The sequence below is a fragment of the Sphaerisporangium aureirubrum genome (assembly GCF_042658925.1).
Taxonomy (GTDB): Bacteria; Actinomycetota; Actinomycetes; order Streptosporangiales; family Streptosporangiaceae; genus Sphaerisporangium; species Sphaerisporangium aureirubrum.
On record NZ_JBHSRF010000011.1, the window covers coordinates 102116 to 120523 of the forward strand.

The following is an 18408-nucleotide window of genomic DNA, read 5'->3' on the forward strand; positions in this document are numbered from 1 at the left end:
CAGGGACCTGACCCGGTGGAGTGGCCGAGAGGCGAGGCAGCGGCCTGCAAAGCCGCGTACACGGGTTCAAATCCCGTCTCCACCTCAACCCAGCACCATCCGGGGCGATTAGCTCAGTGGGAGAGCGCTACCTTGACACGGTAGAGGCCACTGGTTCAATCCCAGTATCGCCCACCACGTCTCCCTTGCTCGAACCAAGCAAGCGGATCAAGGAATCACGATCACCAAGGCCGGTCTCCGTCGGGAGCCCGGCTTTCGCGCTTTTCCGGGCGCGCCCCGTCCTCGGAGCACACCTTCCCCCGGTGCTTCGGCGGTCCACCGGGCTCCCGGCCCGTGGGTGCGCCTAGGGGGTGGGCTAGGGAGTCACGGATTCGATCGCAGGTAGGCCGGTGTCACGCTCGTCCCCGTCGGACACGCACGGCGCGGTCCGCCGGATGGGCGACAGCCCGGCCACAGTCGCATCGATCCCCGGCCCTGGTCTCACGTGGCATGGCGGCGTTCATGGGCCCATCTCCGGCGGACGCGTCTCTCGATCGGAAGGAAGAGACGGTTGCGCACCAGTAGGAGACTCTCGTTATCCCTCGCCCTGCTCATGGCCACGAGCATGTCCGTGGTGATCGGGCAGGGCGGCCCAGCCAACGCGGAGCCCAGTCACATCAAGAGCCTGGAGGCGAACAAGTATCCGGACTGGATGGCCCAGGTGCCCGAGCACACGAGCCTGGCCGAATTGTCCGTCCCCGGTACGCACGACACCCTCGCCGTGTACGGCGGCGACGCGGTGGAGACTCAGGAAAACCACGAGCAGAACGGCCAGCCGGGCGGCAAGTCGCTCGCGTTCCAGCTGGGCGCCGGCATCCGGGCCATCGACATCCGGGTCAGGATCGTGCCCGACGAGAACGACAACGCCAAGTTCGCCGTCCATCATGGGGCGCAATATCTGCACGCCAACTTCGACGACGTGATCCGCGAGATGAGCACCTTCCTGGCGGCGCATCCGAGCGAGACGATTCTGCTCAACGTGAAGGCCGAGTGCGACGAGAGCACCTTCTCGTGTGTCGACGACGACCCGACGGATCCCGGAGAATTGATCTTCCCCGGTGCCGGTCTACCCCCGATCATGGTGCCCTCGTTCACCAACGAGATGAAGCAGCAACGGCGCAGGGAGGTCCTGGACGACTACCTCCATGCCCACACCAGCCTGTTCTGGCAGCCCTCCGCCTTCGGCGAGGCGGCCGTGCCGACGCTGAGCGCCGTCCGCGGCAAGGTGGTCCTGGTGAACTTCGCCGGCGTGGGCGGCGGCAACTACGGAGGCAAGGGCCTCGAGCAGCTCAACTACGAGCGCTGGCCCGCCGACGACGGCCAGCCCAACTGCTACGTGCAGAACGACTACGGCCTGGACACCATCGGCCAGATCCCGATGAAGCGGAACCTGGTGAAGTGGCAGCTGGAGCGGACCAACCAGACCGCCGACTGCCGCGACGCCAATCAGCCCAACGCCGGCAAGATGTACTACAACTGGACCAACGGCTCCAGCGCGGGGGCGTGGCCGATCACCGTCGCGGCGGGCTGGTCCCTGGAGCTCGGTGTCAACGAGTTCGTCCTGCGGTGCTTGACCGGCCAGAACAACACATGCGACACCCCGGCGATCAAGCGGACCGGGGTCATGATGATGGACTTCCCGGGCAGGGCCATCGTCGACGAGATCATCGAGCGGAATCCGCGCGGCCTCGACCACTCCACCAACGGCGGCGTGGGCGAACCGCGTGAGGAGCACCCGGGCGGTGACGACGGCGGCCCGCGCCCGGGGGTGCCGGCCGACCACTCCGCCTGCCGGCCGGACGGGATGGTCCGGACCGCCGGGGTCGCCGCGCAGTACTGCAAGGTCTACCAGGGCGACGGCCGTGAGTGGCTGGGCCAGGGCCGTACCCGGCGCGTCGTCGGCTACTTCAGCAGCTGGCGGACCGGAGGCAACGGGCCCCGCTATCTGGTGCCGAACATCCCGTGGTCGAAGCTGACGCACATCAACTACGCGTTCGCCAACGTGCAGAACAACCAGATCTCGGTCGGCGCGAACGACGCGTCCAACCCGGCGACCGGGATGGAATGGCCCGGCGTGGCGGGCGCGGAGATGGACCCGGAGTTCACCTTCAAGGGCCACTTCAACCTGCTGGCCAAGTACAAGAAGCTGCATCCGCGGGTGAAGACGCTGATCTCGGTGGGCGGCTGGGCCGAGACCGGCGGGTTCTACGCGATGACCACCAACGCCGACGGCTCGGTCAACCAGGCCGGCATCAACACCTTCGCCGACTCGGCGGTGGACTTCCTGCGGACCTACCGCTTCGACGGCGTGGACATCGACTTCGAGTACCCGACCTCGCTGGCGGACGGGGGCAACCCCAACGACTGGGGCACCGCCGCCCCGCGCCGCGCCGGGCTGCCCAACGCCTACGCCGCGCTGATGAAGACGCTGCGCGAGAAGCTCGACCAGGCCGGCGCCGGCGACGACCGGTACTACCTGCTGACCTCGGCGGCCTCGGCGTCGGGGTACGTGGTGCGCGGGATGGAGAACCAGAAGGCGCTGCGCTACCAGGACTTCACCAACCTGATGGCGTACGACTTCCACGGCACCTGGAACAACGTGGTCGGCCCCAACGCGCCGCTGTACGACGACGGGAACGACCCCGAGCTGTCCGACCTCTACAACACCCCCGAATATCAGCAGATCGGCTACTTCAACACCGACTGGGCGTTCAACTACCTGCGCGGTGCGATGCAGGCGGGCCGGATCAACATCGGCGTGCCGTACTACACCCGCGGCTGGACCGGCGTGACCGGCGGGAACCACGGCATGTGGGGCACCTCGGTGTCGTCGGAGCCGTGCGAGCCCGGTACCGGTATCTCCCGGCCGTGCGGTGAGGGCGCCAAGGGAATCGACAACATCTGGCACGACGTGGACGGGCCGGGCAACGAGCTGGGCGCCGGATTCAACCCGATGTGGCACGCCAAGAACCTGGAGCGCAACATCCGGCCCGCGTACGCCCCGAACGTCGGCCTCAGCCCCACCGACCCCGACGACCAGCTGACCGGCACGTACACCCGCCACTGGGACGAGACCACCAGGACCTCGTGGCTGTGGAACCAGGCCAAGCAGACGTTCCTGTCCACCGAGGACCACCAGGGCCTGGACGCCATCACCGGCTACGTCAAGGACAAGGGCGCGGGCGGCGTGATGATGTGGGAGCTGGCCGGCGACTACGAATGCCCGTGGAACGTCACCGCGAGCACGCCGTGCGGCATGGGCTACACCATGACCGACCGGCTGCACACCGGCCTGGCCGACGCCGGCGGCTACGGCGACTCGCGCAGCGCCGGCAGCTCGGTGACCCCGCCCAGCTCGACGCTGAACGTCAGGGTCGACCTGGTGAACTACCCCGGCGACGCCGCCAGCCTGTGGCCCCTGACGCCGGTCGTACGGATCACCAACCAGATGTCGTCCCACCTCGGCGGCCCGGCCGACACCGAGATCAGTTTCGACCTGCCCACCTCCACCCCGGCGTTGGTCAAGGACGGCGACTGGCAGACCTACGCCCAGGGCGGCCGGTGGCGGGTCCAGGCCGGCCACACCGGCTCCAACGTCGGCGGGCTGAGCGGCCCGTTCCACCGGGTCATCCTCAAGCTGGACTACTGCCAGCTCATCCCGCCCGGCCAGTCGCTGGACGTCCCGATCATCTACTACCTGCCGGCCACCGGCCCGGTGAACACCGTGATCAGGAGCGGCGGCGCGTCGTACTCGCTGGCGAGCGAGAACGCGCGCGGCGCCTCGGCCAGCGGGGGCCCGGCCACCGCCGGCTGCATCGCACCGGCCTGGAACGCCGCCACGATCTACAACCCCGAGACCCAGACCGTGCAGCAGACCACCGTCACCTACAACGGCAAGATCTGGAAGGCCAAGTGGTGGACCCAGGGCAACGCCCCGGGCACCGGCACCGATCCCGACAACGAGCCGTGGAAGCTGGTGGGCCCCGCGAGCTGACCGCCCGGCGCGAGCCGGCCGATCCAGCGACGAGGCACCCCGCCGGCCACCACGACCGGCAGAGGACAGACCGGCCCCGGGGGCACGACCGTGCCCCCGGGGCACGACCGTGCCCCCGGGGCCCCGCCATGACCGCACCGGCCGGACCGGGTTAGGATCGAGCCCATGATCGATTCGATTCGCATGCGCCGCGCCTGAGACGGCGTGACCGCAGGGCCTGCCCGTGGATCGGGCGGCCCCTTTGAGCGGCCCCACGTCCGGGGTCCTTCTCCTGCGCGCCGTCTGAGTGTGCCCACTCGAGATTCCGGCAGGCATTCATGCGTATTCGCAAGCACATCGTCATGGCCGGCTGCACCGCGCCGAGTCACATCTATCCCTCCCTGGGGGTCGTCAGGGAACTCGTCGCCCGGGGGCACCGGGTCAGCTACGTCGTGGGGGAACCGCTGCGCGGGCTGGTGAAGCCCACCGGGGCGCGGGTCGTGGGGCATCCGTCCCGTTTCCCGCTGGGGGACGAGAAGTGGCCGGAGGACCCGGCGACCGCGATGCGGGTCTTCCTCGACGAGGCGATCGCGGTGTGGCCGCTCCTGACCGAGACGTTCGACGGGGACCGGCCCGACCTGGTGCTGTACGACATCGGCGGCCTCGGCGGCCCCTGCTGGGGGTGCGGCACGGGGTGCCGGCGGTGCAGCTGTCGCCCGCGTACGTCGCCTGGGAGGGCTACGAGGAGGACCTCGGGGAGGCGATCACGGCCATCCGGGAGTCGGAGCCGGGCCGGGCCTACCACGCGGCGTTCGGCGCGTGGCTCCGGGACAACGGGGTGCGGCTGGACGCCTGGGAGTGGATCTCCCGGCCCGAGCACGTGCTCTCGCTGATTCCCCGGGCCATGCAGCCGCACGCCGCCCGGGTGGGACCGCACGTGCGGTTCGTCGGGCCCTGCCTGGACCCGGCGCGGATGACGGAGACCGGCTCGACGCGGCCTCGGCGTTCGTCACGCACGCCGGGATGGGCGGGTGCGCCGAGTCGCTCTGGTACGGGGTGCCCACCGTGGCGATTCCGCAGGCCGTGGACCAGTTCGGGAACGCGGCGATGCTGGAGGAGCTCGGCGTCGGGGTGCGGCTGGCCTCCGAGGAGGTCGACGCGGCGACCCTGCGCGCGGCGGTGGAGTCGGTGGCCGGGTCGCCGAAGGTCGCGGCACGGGTGGCCGGACTGCGGGCCGAGGTGCGGCCGGAAGGGGGCGTGGACCGGGCCGCGGACGCCGTGGAGTCGTTCCTGCGCTGAGCCTGTGCCTCCGCCGGTCCGCCTCCCGGCGGGCCGGCGGAAAACCTGATGCCGGGCGGGAAGCGATTCGGTGACCATGGTGTGGTGACGACACCGTACCGGCCGTTCCGCTGGGATCTGGTTCGCCGCGATCAGCTCGGGACGCTGCTGGACGGGGTGCCCGAGGCCCGCCCGGTGTTCCTGGAGGAGCTGGTCGAGTGCGCGGCGAAGATTTTGGCGCGCAGCGGCGACGGTGACCTCCGCTTCGTCGGGCGCTCCGGGGACAGCGTCTTCGACCTGCTCTCCGGGGCGCTGGCCGGCACGGCACGACGCGACCGGGTGCGGCTGCTGCCGTTCTCCTACCGGTACGACGATCCCCTGCTCCCCCACGAGGTGCGGCAGCTGCGGGTCAACCTGGAGGCGATGGGGGTCTGCCCGTACCGGCTGGCGCGGCGTACCCGGCCGATGGTCTTCACCGATCTGGTGTGCGACGGCCGCACCTTCGCCAACCTGTACGGGCTGCTGCGGGACTGGATCGCCGACGAGCGGGAGCCGTGGGAGGTCATCCGGCTCAAGCTCCGCTTCCTCGGCGCCACCTCACGCAAAAGGACCAGCCCGAAGACCTGGCGCTGGTGGCAGCAGGCTGCATGGCCCCGCGACCTCCCCCGCAGCGCCGTCACCAACGTGTCGATCCCCGGAGCCCTGTGGCACTACCTCGGCGACTGCCAGCACAAGATCACCCCCTCGTTCCGCCGCACCCTGTGGGACGACGAGACCGTCACCGTCCCCCGCCACGACGAGAAGGCCACCGCGGCCCTGGCCGAGGCCGCCGCCCTGGTCGAGCTCGGCCGTACCCGCGAGGTCCGCGCCGCGATGGCCCGGCACCTGGCCGCCGAGCCCGCGTTCTCCGAGCCGTGGCTCCGGACGCTGACCCTGGAGCTCCGCGGCGGCGCCACGGGCCGGGCCAGGGGTCCACGATCGCGGGGAGACCGGTCCGGCCGGACGCACGGGCGGCGCGGCACGCCCGCCGCGCCATTCACGTCCCGCTGATCCGGCGTCGGCGAAGCAGACGAACTCGCGCACCTCGATGGTGAAGAGCTCGCCGATGGAATAGGTATTGAGGGGAGGGCGGTCAGCCCGCGGCGATCCCGAGGCGTTCATGGGGCGGCGATGTCACGGCGTTGGGAACACGTCTCGCGGGCCGCTGCCGCGCTCATGCTGGCCGCGGCCTCGGCGGCGGGGTGCGGACGGCCGGCGGAGCCCGTCGTGCTGCCTGGGTCCGATCCGATCGCCACCGGGCCGGCGCGGGTCGAGGGCGGCGGACCCGTGGGGGCGGCGGGGGAACGGGCGCTCGCGGTGGTCCGGCGGATACCGCCGGAGGTGGTACGGCTCGCGTACGAGATCGCGGCCTCGGACGACGGGGCGTACGTCGCGGTGGCCAGTTGGATGGACGAGAACTCCAGCCGGCTGACGTTGCGGGTGTTCGCCGCCGATCGGGCGGCGCCGGTGCTCACCCGGGAGGTCACGAACGACTCCGGCGGGTTCACCGACGTCGACGTCGCCGACTTCTCCCCCGGCGGCCGGGCGATGATCTACGCGGAGGGGACGGACGGCCGGCCCGTACGCACGGCTGTCTTCGATCTCGCCGGCCGTACGTCGCGCGTGCCGCCCGCCGGTCTGACGCGGCCGGAGTTCAGCCGGGACGCGTCCAGGTTCGCCGGCGTGACGGAAGACCCGTACCGCCTGGCCGTGCATACCGTGGCGGGTGCCAGGGAGTCGCTCTCCCCTCCCCTGACGCCCCTGGTGAAGCTGGACGACCCGGAGGCCGAGAGCCCTCCGGCACATGTCGCCGTGACGAGCGCGGGAGACCGGAGCGTCGGGGTCTCGGCGCTCGGCTACTGGAAGTGGCTGCCGCGCGACGGTGAGATCACGTTCGTCCGATGCGGCTGCCGGGCCACGCAGATGGCGATCGACCGGGACGCCAGGCTGGTGGCCTTCGGCGATTTCAGCGGCCAGGTGTCGGTCTGGGACACCGTCACCGACCGGGAGATCGCCGCCTGGCACGTCCCCGGGCCGCCGGACGGCGAACCGTACGAGAGGTTGTCGGCCGAGGGGTACGGGCCGCTCACCGTCCTGAAGTTCTCCCTGGACGGCTCCCGGCTGTTCACCGTGAACGTCCAGGGATACGCGTGGGACGCCCGCACCGGCAGGCCGCTCGGCAGGGCGGGGCTCTCCGGGCCGCCGTCGGCGATCGTCGAACTGCAGCCGATGGCCGGTGGTGCCGCTCTGGTCAGAGCGGTGGAGACCGGGGCGAGGTCCGGCGGCAGGCTTTCCGTCCTGAGTTTTCCTGAGTGAGAGGCGGCGCCGGTGACACGGAAGAAGGCTCGTGGCAGGCGGCAGCCGGCCGGGCGCGCACGGGCGAGCGTCCCCGGCGAGACCGGGGAGAGCCAGGTGTCCGATCGCCGGGCCGGATCCCGGTTCCGGCGCGGGTCGGTGTTCGTCGTCTCGACGGTGGTGGCCGGGGTGATCGGAACGGTGGTGACCTACTACGTCACGCGGGTGCTCACCGAGCGGGAACCGGTGCGGCCGATCGCGGTCAACGTGAACGACGAGCCGCCGACCATTCCCTCGTTCACCACCTCGGCGGTCGAATACGTCATGCCCGCGGGGCTGCGGCCCGCCGCGCCCCTGCCGTCCGAGTGCGGGGAGATCGTCAAGTGGGTGAAGCGCCATGGAGGCGTCAGCCGGACGACCACGATGTTCCGGGTGATCGTGCAGGGCCGTACGGACGCCGGGGTGCTGATCGAGAACATGCGGGCACGGGTGGTGAAGCGGGCCACGGCGCCGAAGGGCGGCACCGCGATCGGGTGCGGCGCGGGCCAGGGAGAGGCGGAGCCGCGGAACATCGCCATCAGCCTCGACGGCCTGGATCCGACCGCGAAGTACTCGTCAGGGGTGCCCGGGCGAAAGGACCTGTTCGGGTTCACGCTGGCGAAAGGCGAGACCGAGATCTTCGACATCACGGCGACCACCGGCAGCGGCACCGTCACCTGGGTGATCTCACTCGACCTCGTGGTCCAGGGTGAGCGCACCACCGTCGAGGTACTCGACAACGGCAAGCCCTTCGTCACCACCGCCGCCCCCGGCGCCCGCTTCTACAACAACCTCGTCGGAACGTGGTACGAGTGCCCCCCGACAGCCGTCGAAGACTGCCGCCCCGTGACGGCGTCCGCCGTCAGATTCGGGGTGTGAAACGACAACGGGTGGGCCCATCCACCTCGGCCGGACGGGGTTTGTTCGGCGATGAGATGCGCCGGGGGTGGAATGTGCGAGGTGGTGGGGTCAGCCGCTGGTTGGGGGGGTGGGGGACGGGTTGCCGGTCCAGCTGGCCAGGAGGCGGAGGGCGTGGTCGGAGGGGGTGTTGGGTTCGGCGGTGTAGAGGCCTAGGAGTTGGTCGGGATCGGTGGTGGGGGTCAGGGCTTCGTAGTGGAGGGTCAGGTCGCCTACCAGGGGGTGGTGGTAGAGCTTGGTGCCGTTGCTGTGGCGGTGGACGTCGTGGTCGGCCCACCAGCGGCGGAAGTCGTGGTCGTGGACGGAGAGCTCGCCGATCAGCTCGGCCAGGCGAGGGTCGTCGGGGTGACGGCCGGCGTACAGGTGGAGGGCGGCCACGACGCGGCGGGCGGCGGCCTCCCAGTCGGCGTACAGGGAGCGGGCGGACTCGTCCAGGAAGATGTAGCGGGCCAGGTTGCGGTCGCGGTGGGGCAGGGCCTCGAAGTCGGTGTACAGGGCGCGGGCCATGCCGTTGGCGGCCAGGATGTCCAGGCGGTGACCGATGATCATGGCGGGGTTGCCGCTCAGGGTGTCCAGGACGCGGAACAGGCCGGGGCGCACCCGCTGCGGCGGGGCGGGGCGGCGGGGGCGGCGGGCCGGGCGGGCCAGGGCGAACAGGTGGTCGCGTTCGGTGTCGTTCAGGCACAGGGAGCGGGCCACGGCGTCCAGCACGGCCTCGGAGACGTGGAGGCTGCGGCCGCGTTCCAGGCGCACGTAGTAGTCGACGCTCACCCCGGCGAGCTGGGCGACCTCCTCGCGGCGCAGCCCGGCCACCCGGCGGGGACCGCGCTGGTCGGGCAGGCCCGCGTCGGCCGGGGTGATCCGAGCGCGACGGGACCGCAGGAAGTCCCGGAGGTCGGTGTTCACCTCGGGCCCGGTGGATCGGTCGTCCATGGTGTACAGGGTAGGACCGGGGCGGTGGTGCGCCGGCGGCCGTGGGGGGGTCTGCTGGACCCCCGGTAACCCGTACCCCTGGTACGACCTTGCCTGGCCGGCGGGGTGGGCGGGGGTGGCGGCGGTGGTCTGCTTGAAGGGTGACACCCGGCTCAGGGGGGCCGGAGAGCGAGGTCGCGTCCCCTCGGCGGCACGGACGGCCCTCAGACGGGCGGCCCGGACCCGGCATGACCGCGGAGTGCGCAGCCATCACGGAAAGGCATTTCTCATGACCGATATCACACGCGTCACCACGCCGTTCACCGCCGAGTCGACCGCCGGGGAGGTCCTGGCGGGGGTCGACCTCACCGGGCGGCGGGCCGTCGTCACCGGGGCGGCCTCCGGGATCGGGGTCGAGACCGCGCGGGCGCTGGCGGGGGCGGGGGCGGAGGTGACGCTCGCGGTGCGGGACGTGGAGGCGGGGCGGCGCACGGCCGGGGAGATCACCGCCACCACGGGGAACGGGCACCTGCGGGTCGCGCGGCTGGACCTCGCCGACCAGGCGTCGGTGGCGGCCTTCGCCGCGTGGTGGGACGGGCCGCTGCACATCCTGGTGAACAACGCCGGGGTGATGATGACGCCGGAGCTGCGCACGCCGGAGGGCTGGGAGCTGCAGTTCGCCACCAACCACCTCGGTCATTTCGCGCTCACCACCCGGCTGTACCCGGCGCTGGCGGCGGCCGGGCGGTCCAGGGTCGTGTCGCTCACCTCGGTCGGCCACCTGCGCGCCCCGGTCGACTTCGGCGACATCCACTTCCGGTCCCGCCCCTACGACCCGGCCGTCGCCTACGGGCAGTCCAAGACGGCGAACGTGTTGTTCGCGGTGGAGGCGAACCGGCGCTGGTCCGGCGACGGCGTCACGGTCAACGCGGTGCACCCCGGCGCCATCATGGAGACGAACCTGACCCGCCACCTGAGCGAGGAGGCTTTGGACGGCGCCGTCAACAGCGGCCTCTACACCTTCAAGACCCCCCAGCAGGGCGCCGCCACCTCCGTACTGCTCGCCGCGTCGCCCCTGGTGGAAGGGGTGGGCGGCCGCTACTTCGAGGACTGCGCCGAAGCACTCCCCCACCGGCCGGAGACCTACCGCGGCGTCGCGCCCCACGCACTGGACCCCGAGGCGGCCGCACACCTGTGGGAAGTGTCCGTGGACCACGTCGGCGGCCACTACTCCTGAGACCGGAGAACCCCCGGAGCCGGGCAACCACCCCGAACCGAGCAACCGCCGGGAGCCGAGCGACCACCGGGAGCCGAACAACCACCGGAAGTCCCATGGCCCGGCCACCCGAAGGCCGGTGGACCCGAAGGCCGGTGGACCCAAAGGCCGGTGGACCCAAAGGCCGGTGGACCCAAAGGCCGGTGGACCCAAAGGCCGGTGGACCCAAAGGCCGGTGGACCCAAAGGCCGGTGGACCGGTGGACCCGAAGGCCGGCCGACGCCTGAAGGCCGGCGGCCACCCGAGCCCACCGGTCATCCGAGCCTGGCGACCATGGCGGATGCGGGATTTACTCCGGCCGGCGTTGGTCCAGAAGGGCCGCCACGCGTTTGGGGGCGATCATGCGGTAGCTGTCCTCGATGAGTTCGGCGAGTTCGGACCAGTCCTGGCCGGTGTCCAGGCGGGCGCCCACCCAGCCCTTGTGGCCGACGTAGGCGGGGACGAAGTAGCGGTCGGGGGCGGAGGTGACCAGGGCCTCCTGGACGCCGGGGGCGGCCTTGAAGGTCATGTACGTGCCGTCCTCGCTGGTCATCAGGAACAGCTTGTCGCGGACGCGGAACGAGGGGGCCGTGTGGCCGCCGAACGAACGCTCCTCGGCCTCGGGCAGGGACAGGCAGATGTCCCGCACTCGTGTCAGCACGTCCTCGTCACCCACCCTGGGCTCCTTCCCTGTCGAGTCGAGGGAACCCTACGCCACCCCACCGACAGAAAACGGGGCACGTGACCGGGGAGGACCATGCGATCCCGTCACGGCGCTCGACGCGCCGCGACCCGTGATCAGCCGGGCACCGGCCGGTCACGGCAGGGGAAGCAGGCCCTCGTGGCGCACCGGCCAGCCGGACGGGAAGCCAGGAGCGGGGGGGCCGCCGTCCCAGCCGCGGGCCATGAGCGCGACGGCCGACAGCAGACCTCCGTTGCCGGGCAGGTAGACGGGCAGGGACGGCGTCTGGCGGTTGTGGCCGTTGGGGAGGTAGTGGTTCTTGGTGACGGGCATGAGCAACGCGTCCACGGCCAGGCCCGGCTCGCCGAGGCGGGTGGCCGTCATGGCGATGGCGGGGTAGTCCCAGCCCCAGGTGGTCTCCCAGGGCCACTCGGCGAGCACCCGGCGCAGGGTGGCGCGCATGACGCCGGGGTCGACCAAAGGGGTGGGCGGCACGACGCCGAGGGCGTACAGCATGGACGGGTGGTCGTCGAGCAGGGTGTACGGCGGAACGTCGACCGCGGTGTAGACGCCGTCCCTGACGTGCGGCCGCACCAGGCCCGTGGCGACGGCCTCCCAGGCGGGCTCGGGGTCCAGGCCGAGCAGGCGGCGCCACTCCTGGGCGACGCCGAGGGCCCAGGACCAGTACGCCAGCTCGAACACCGGGTTGGTGAGCCGGTCGCGGTCCCCGGCGTACGACTCCTGCGCGGGCACCAGCGGCGGCCCGAGCGCGTAGCCGCCGGGGCCCTTCACGGCGAAGTCGGCCATGAACGCCGCGGTGGCGAACACGACGTCCGCGTAGCGTTCCAGCGCCGAGGCGTCGGACCGGCGCACCAGCTCGGCCAGGTGGATGGGGTGCGGCTGCTGCCACACCAGGAACGGCCCGATGGGGCTCGGGCTCTCCCGCCCGTCGGGGGCGACCTGCTTGGGCCAGCGCGCCCCGGCGTACCCCTGCCGCCGGGCGGTCCCGACGGCTCGCGGCAGGATGGTCTCGTACCACCCGAGGCCGCGTTCCAGCAGCGAGGCGCGCCCCCACAGCGCGAAATGCGCGCCGTGCCACCAGTGCATCTCCAGGTGGAAGCGCCCCCGCCAGCTGTTGCACATCAGCCCGGTCTCCTGCGGCGGGTACGACCCGGCGCAGTGGATCGCGGTGAGGTACTGCGACAGCACCACGCGGCGTTCCAGCTCGGACGCCCGCTCGTCGTCGGCGCCCGACAGGTCGACGGCGCCGCCGGTGCCCCAGAACCGCGACCAGTGCCCCTCGGCCGCGGCCAGGGTCTCCGCGACGGTGGGCAGGTCGCCGAGGACGCCGGGCCCGAACCCGGCGACCAGCTCCAGGACCCCGGCGCCGGTACGCACCAGGAACTCGTGCGGCCCGCCCGGCACGATCTCCGCGCCGGGCGAGGTGGCCAGCGCCACACGGTACGTGGCGCCGTCCAGTGTCCGCTCGACCGTGCCGCCGTCGCGGGCGCGCAGCAGCGTGGACGTGTGGGCGTCCGGCCGGGACCAGTCCGCCGCGTTGCTCCACGACTCCGACCCGTAGGGGAACGCGAGCCGGACGGCGAGCCCTTCGGCCAGCAGCGCGGACTCGATCCGCACCGCCAGCACGTCCCGCGAGGGATGGCACACGGTGGTGACCCCGACCGGGGTGCCGCGCAGCAGGAACCGCCCGGTGAGGGCGCCGGTCCACAGGTCGAGCCGCTGCCGCCCCTCGCTCAGCTCCGAGGGTGTGAGCGGGACGCCGCCGTCGCGCACCAGCCCGATCCGGCCGAGGTCCAGCCGGTGCGGGTTGTTGCGCAGCCACGACTCCGCGGCCGAGGCCGGGTTCTCGGTGTTCCCCGTCAGCTCGCCGCGCATGTCGGGGTACTCCACCGGCCCGCGCGGCGTCCGGTACGCCCGGAACGTCGCGCCCAGGTCGTACTCGCCCGGGACGCTGTGCCAGCCCCATGAGGACATGGTGCCGAGCAGCGTCCCGGGTGGACCCCCGCCGGGGTCGGCGACCGGGTAGAGGTCCGGGAACGTCTGCAACCCGGTGACGTCGGCGGTGAAGCAGAACTCGCCGTTGCCCACCGAGAGCGGCGACGCCGGCACGATCGAGGTGACCTCGACCGCGTGCCGCCCGGCGAGCGCCCGCCGATCGATCCCCGGACCTCCCCCGGTCTCGGTCACTGCGCGATCACCGCCGTGACCTGCTTGATGAACTCCGCCGCCGCGTCGGCCGGTGCGCGCTTGTCGAACAGCACCTCGGCGTTGATCCGGTCGAGGATCTTGGGCGTGTCGGTGGAGCCCGTCGGGCCGATGACCAGCGGGGGGCCGGCCTTCGGGGTCAGCTCGTCGATGAACTTCACCTGCGCGGCGTCGTCCGGGCTCAGCTTGGCCTGGACGGCGGCCCGGACGTCGGAGTTCGCCGAGACGCCGCGGTCGTTGAGGATGATCTCACCGGCCTCGGGGCTGTTGACCAGGAAGTCGACGAACTTCGCCGCCTCCTTCGGGTGCTCGGACTTGGCGTTGACCGTGTACAGCTGGGACGCCTGCAGCCACATGCCGGCCTGCTTGGCGCCGGTCTCGCCGGGCACCCGGCGCAGCTCCAGCGGGTGCCCGGAGGCCTTGCGCAGCGCGGTGAGCTGGTTGCTCCAGTCGAACTGCATCCCGGCCAGGCCGCGGCCGATCAGCGACTGCTCGGGCGCGGGCTGGGTGATCAGCTCGGCGGTCTTGGAGGCCGACGGGGTGGCCTTGGCGTCGCGCAGCTCGATGGTCATGTTCCACCAGTCGACGAGCGTCTGCTGCCCGATGCCCACCTTGCCGTCGGCGGTGTACAGGGCCTCGCCGCGCTGGCGGGAGAACGCGTCGAGCATGTCGGTGCGGGTGGGGTCGGCCAGGCCGTAGGTGCCCTCGGGGGACTTGTCGGCGATCTCCTTGGCGATGCGCTTGAAGTCGTCCCAGGTCCAGGTCTCGGTGTCCGGCAGCGGCACTCCGGCCTTCTCGAACACCACGGGGTCGACGATCAGCGCGATGGCGTTGACGCCGGTCGGCACGCCGTACTGGGTGTCGCTGAAGTTGCCGTTGCCGAGCGCGGCCTCACCGATCTTGTCGGTCTTCAGGTCGGCGCTCACCGTGCTCAGGTCGAGCAGGGCGCCCCGGTCGCCGTACTCGCGGGGGTAGGCGCCGCCGAGCGTGATGACGTCGGGCGCGTCGCTCCCCGCGACCTGGGTGGCCAGGCGGTCGAAGTAGGAGTTGAAGTCGGTGAACTCCCCCTTGATCTTGATGCCGGGGTTCTTGGCCTGGAACGCGTCGATGACGCGCTGGGTGGCCGCCGCCCGGTCGTTGTTGCCCCACCAGCCGAACCGCAGTTCGACCGGGCCGTCGCCGCCCTCCGGTGAGCCGCCGCCGCAGCCAGCGGCCGCGAACAGCGCCCCAGCGAGGCAGACCACCGCTAGGCCCCTGGCTCCGAACAATCCGCTTCCCATGGGATCTTTCCCCTCGATTTAATCGATGGTTTAAACGTTTTAACCACAACTGCGCGAGCAAGACCGGCTCGTGCTTGTAACTCGGGGGGTGCTACTTGAAGCCGGTCGTCGCCACCCCTTGGGTCAGATAGCGCTGCCCTGCCAGGAAGAAGCCGAAGATGGGGACCAGTCCCACGATGGACATGGCGAACAACTGGCCCCACGCGGTCTCGCCCTGACCGTCCATGAACGACCGCAGCGCGACGGGCATGGTGTAGATGTCGGGATCGGTGAGGAAGATGAGCTGGCTGAAGAAGTCGTTCCAGGTCCAGATGAAGGTGAACAACGCGGAGGTCGCCAGCGCCGGCAGGGCCAGCGGCATGATGATCCGCGAGTAGATCCGGAAGTGGCCGCAGCCGTCGATCCTGGCCGCCTCGCCGAGCTCACGGGGCAGCGAACGGATGAACTGCACCATCAGGAAGATGAAGAACGCGTCGTGCGCGAGGAACTTCGGCACGATGAGCGGCAGGTCGGTGTTGATCCAGTCGAGCTGGGCGAACAGGATGTACTGCGGGATGATCAGCACCTGGATCGGCAGCATCAGCGTGGACAGCATCAGCGCGAAGAAGAGCTTGCGGCCGGGGAACTCCAGCCGGGCGAACGCGTACGCCGCCAGCGAGCAGGACAGCAGGTTGCCGATCACCGCCGCGACCGCGATCACCGCGGAGTTGAACAGGTAGAAGTGGAACGGGTGCCGCAGCGCCGTCCAGCCGTCCACGTAGTTGCGCAGGTCGAGCTCGGTCGGCCAGATGGACGGGTCGCGGAAGATGAGCTCGGTCGGCTTGACCGAGCTGGACACCATCCACAGCAGCGGGTAGAGCATCGCCACGCCGAACGCGATGAGCAGGACGTGCTTGCCCAGCCGCCGGGACCGGCCGCCGCCGTCCCGCTCCCGCGCCATCGCGCCGGTCGCCGTCGTCTCAGTCACCGTAGAACACCCACCGCTTGGCCAGGAGGAAGTTGAGCCCGGTCAGCAGGGCGATGACGGCGAGGAGGACCCAGGCCATCGCCGAGGCGTAACCCATGTCGAAGGACCGGAAGCCACGCTGGTAGAGGTACAGCGTGTAGAGCAGGGTGGAGTCGGCCGGGCCGCCTTCGCCGCCGCTCACCACGAACGCCTGCGTGAAGCTCTGGAAGGCGCCGATCATCTGCAGCACCAGGTTGAAGAAGATGATCGGGGTGAGCAGCGGGACGGTGATGTGGAAGAACTTGGACATCGTGCCCGCGCCGTCCACCTCGGCCGCCTCGTAGTAGGAGACCGGTATCTGTCTCAGGCCCGCCAGGAAGATCACCATGGGCGCGCCGAACGTCCAGGCGTTCAGCACGATCAGCGTGCCGAGCGCGAAGTCGGGGTGGGAGACCCAGCTGACCCCCTCGATGCCGATCAGGGCCAGGAACTGGTTGATCAGGCCGTCGGCGCCGAAGATCTGCCGCCACAGGATCGCGATGGAGACGCTCCCGGCGAGCAGCGACGGCAGGTAGTAGACGGAGCGGTAGAAGCTGAGCCCGCGCACGCCCCGGTTGAGGACGATCGCCAGCGCCAGCGCGAGGCCCAGCTGGACGGGCACCGAGACGAACACGTACTTGAAGGTGACCAGCAGCGACTGGTGCAGCCGCGGGTCCTCCAGCATGCGCCGGTAATTGTCCAGGCCTAACCAGACCGGCGGCTTCACCAGCGAATACTTCGTGAAAGAGAGATAGAGGGAGCCGAGGATCGGCCCGATGGTGAATACCGCCATCCCGATGAACCACGGGGCGAGGAACAGATACCCGGCCCGGCCCTCCCGCCGCACCACCGACATCCGCTCGCGCCGGGGGCGGCGCGCCGCCGCCGGCGGCCCGGACGGCCCGTCCGGGAGGGGGGTGATGGTGGTGACACCGGCCGTGGAGGGTGGCGGTACGCCGACGCGTTCGCTCATCAAGTCACCCTTCGCCGGACATGGATCTGACGTTCTTTTTCGTATCGCCGCAAGCCCCCGCCCGGCGGGTAACCAGTTTCTAACAGAGCCAACATCCACTGTCAACGATTCGTTAGCAAGACACTGAAGTGCGGAAATGTCCGGCGGGATTGCCGGGAACTGGTCCGAGAAACCGGTTGCCGAAACTTATCGGAAACCGGTATCTTCAGGGCGGCGACCGCCTGGGCCAGGCCCTGAGCAGCCACGGCGCCGCCCCACATTCCAACGCGAAGCGCACCTGACGTGCCGGGAGAGTCGAAGATGAGCCTGGGGACCGGAGACCGCGGCACTGGCGACGACGCGGCGCAGCCACTCGCGCGCCCGGTCCGCAGGCGCGGCGGGCGCCCCGACCACACCAAGGCCACCATCAGCAGGGTCGCCGACGCCGCCGGGGTCTCCCGGGCGACCGTCTCCCGCGTGATGAACGGCACCGCCACCGTCGCCCCCGAGCTGGCCGCCCGCGTGCGCGCCGCCGCCGAGGCCCTGAACTACGAGCCGAGCCCCGTGGCGCGCAGCCTCGCGCTCGGCCGCACCAGCGCCGTCTCGCTCGTCGTGCCGGACCTCGCCAACCCCATGTTCCAGGACGTGCTGCGGGGGCTGAGCCACGCCGCCGCCCTGGCGGGCCACCGGCTGCTGGTCGCCGAGTCCAACGAGATCGTCGAGGAGGAGTCCATCCTGGCGATCGAGGCGCGGCGCCGCTCCGACGGCCTGGTGCTGGCCTCGCCGAGGGTGCCGGAGCCGCAGCTGAGGGCCCTCGCCGAGCGGCTCGCGCCGCTGGTGCTGCTCAACCGGGAGATCCCCGGGTCCACCGTGCCGTCGCTGTCGGTCGACTACGCGGCCGGCATCCGCGAGATCGTGCACCACCTGCTCTCGCTGGGCCACCGCCACCTGGCGTACCTGTCGGGGCCGGGGGGCAGCGCGTCCAACCGGGACCGCCTGGCCGCGCTGCGCATCGCGGCGGCCACCGGGGCCGGGTTCACGCTGACCGAGCTGCCGTGCGGGGCGACCTTCGACGACGGCTACGCCGCGGCCCGCGCGGCGGTGGCGACCGGCGCGAGCGCCATCGTGGCGTACAACGACATGGTGGCCTTCGGGGCGCTGAGCGGCCTGCACGAGCTGGGTGTCGCCGTGCCGGGGGACGTCTCGGTCACCGGGTTCGACGACATACCGTTCGCGCGGTACACCCACCCGCCGCTGACCACCGCGTCCATCCCGCGCAACGAGCTCGGGCGGCAGGCGTGGGGCCGGCTGTGGGGCCTGATGAACGGCGAGCCCGGCGGGCACAACGTCCACTTCCAGCCGCGGCTTCTGGTCCGCGAGAGCACCGGCCCGGCGGCCGGGACCAGGAGGGTCCTTTGAGCGGGGGGTCGTGGATCGGCGTCCGCGGGGACCGGCTCACCGACGAGTCCGGCGCGGCGGTGACGCTCGCCGGGGTCGGCCTGGGCGGGTGGATGAACATGGAGAACTTCATCACC

Annotated in this window: 13 protein-coding genes and 2 tRNA genes; 9 read left to right on the top strand and 6 right to left on the bottom strand. The window is 71.2% G+C overall.

Going from position 1 to position 18408, the window contains the following annotated elements:
• Nucleotides 1-14: 14 nt before the first annotated feature.
• The 7 genes from ACFP1K_RS11240 (at nucleotide 15) to ACFP1K_RS11270 (ending at nucleotide 8542) form a co-directional block, all read left to right on the top strand.
• Nucleotides 15-85 (top strand) — tRNA-Cys (locus ACFP1K_RS11240).
• Between the two features lie 17 nt (nucleotides 86-102).
• Nucleotides 103-177 (top strand) — tRNA-Val (locus tag ACFP1K_RS11245).
• Nucleotides 178-550: 373 nt separating this feature from the next.
• Nucleotides 551-4033 (top strand): phosphatidylinositol-specific phospholipase C domain-containing protein, encoded by a 3483-nt coding sequence (locus ACFP1K_RS11250; RefSeq protein ID WP_380750249.1) that lies wholly within the window; start codon nucleotides 551-553, stop codon nucleotides 4031-4033.
• A 1002-nt stretch (nucleotides 4034-5035) separates the two neighbouring features.
• Complete coding sequence (locus ACFP1K_RS11255) at nucleotides 5036-5311, top strand: nucleotide disphospho-sugar-binding domain-containing protein (RefSeq protein ID WP_380750252.1); 276 nt, start codon at nucleotides 5036-5038, stop codon at nucleotides 5309-5311.
• Between the two features lie 84 nt (nucleotides 5312-5395).
• Nucleotides 5396-6340, top strand: coding sequence for a hypothetical protein (locus ACFP1K_RS11260; protein WP_380750255.1), 945 nt, complete (start codon nucleotides 5396-5398; stop codon nucleotides 6338-6340).
• Nucleotides 6341-6460: 120 nt separating this feature from the next.
• A complete protein-coding gene (locus ACFP1K_RS11265) occupies nucleotides 6461-7645 on the top strand; it encodes a hypothetical protein (RefSeq protein ID WP_380750258.1) in 1185 nt (394 codons plus the stop codon).
• A gap of 96 nt (nucleotides 7646-7741) precedes the next feature.
• On the top strand, nucleotides 7742-8542 hold the full coding sequence (locus tag ACFP1K_RS11270) for a hypothetical protein (RefSeq protein WP_380750260.1): 801 nt from the start codon (nucleotides 7742-7744) through the stop codon (nucleotides 8540-8542).
• 90 nt (nucleotides 8543-8632) lie between these two features.
• On the opposite strand, the gene ACFP1K_RS11275 is transcribed toward ACFP1K_RS11270, so the two are convergent.
• Complete coding sequence (locus tag ACFP1K_RS11275) at nucleotides 8633-9514, bottom strand: helix-turn-helix transcriptional regulator (protein ID WP_380750263.1); 882 nt, start codon at nucleotides 9512-9514, stop codon at nucleotides 8633-8635.
• 268 nt (nucleotides 9515-9782) lie between these two features.
• Here ACFP1K_RS11275 and ACFP1K_RS11280 point away from each other — a divergent pair, with 268 nt between their 5' ends.
• Nucleotides 9783-10730, top strand: a complete 948-nt coding sequence (locus ACFP1K_RS11280) for an SDR family NAD(P)-dependent oxidoreductase (protein WP_380750266.1) — start codon at nucleotides 9783-9785, stop codon at nucleotides 10728-10730.
• A 328-nt stretch (nucleotides 10731-11058) separates the two neighbouring features.
• On the opposite strand, the gene ACFP1K_RS11285 is transcribed toward ACFP1K_RS11280, so the two are convergent.
• From ACFP1K_RS11285 to ACFP1K_RS11305, 5 genes are all read right to left on the bottom strand, one after another.
• Entirely contained in the window at nucleotides 11059-11424 is a 366-nt protein-coding gene (locus ACFP1K_RS11285; protein ID WP_380750269.1) for an MmcQ/YjbR family DNA-binding protein, read from the bottom strand.
• Between the two features lie 141 nt (nucleotides 11425-11565).
• The gene (locus ACFP1K_RS11290; RefSeq protein WP_380750272.1) at nucleotides 11566-13638 is read right to left on the bottom strand and encodes a hypothetical protein; all 2073 of its coding nucleotides are present in this window, start codon (nucleotides 13636-13638) and stop codon (nucleotides 11566-11568) included.
• Nucleotides 13635-14900, bottom strand: a complete 1266-nt coding sequence (locus tag ACFP1K_RS11295; RefSeq protein ID WP_380750275.1) for an ABC transporter substrate-binding protein — start codon at nucleotides 14898-14900, stop codon at nucleotides 13635-13637. Before ACFP1K_RS11295 ends, ACFP1K_RS11290 begins: the two co-directional genes overlap by 4 nt.
• 127 nt (nucleotides 14901-15027) lie before the next feature.
• Entirely contained in the window at nucleotides 15028-15876 is an 849-nt protein-coding gene (locus tag ACFP1K_RS11300; protein ID WP_380750407.1) for a carbohydrate ABC transporter permease, read from the bottom strand.
• Between the two features lie 19 nt (nucleotides 15877-15895).
• A complete protein-coding gene (locus ACFP1K_RS11305; protein WP_380750411.1) occupies nucleotides 15896-16777 on the bottom strand; it encodes a carbohydrate ABC transporter permease in 882 nt (293 codons plus the stop codon).
• A 417-nt stretch (nucleotides 16778-17194) separates the two neighbouring features.
• On the opposite strand from ACFP1K_RS11305, the gene ACFP1K_RS11310 reads away from it, so the two are divergent.
• Nucleotides 17195-18292, top strand: coding sequence for a LacI family DNA-binding transcriptional regulator (locus ACFP1K_RS11310; protein ID WP_380750278.1), 1098 nt, complete (start codon nucleotides 17195-17197; stop codon nucleotides 18290-18292).
• Nucleotides 18293-18408: the final 116 nt, after the last annotated feature.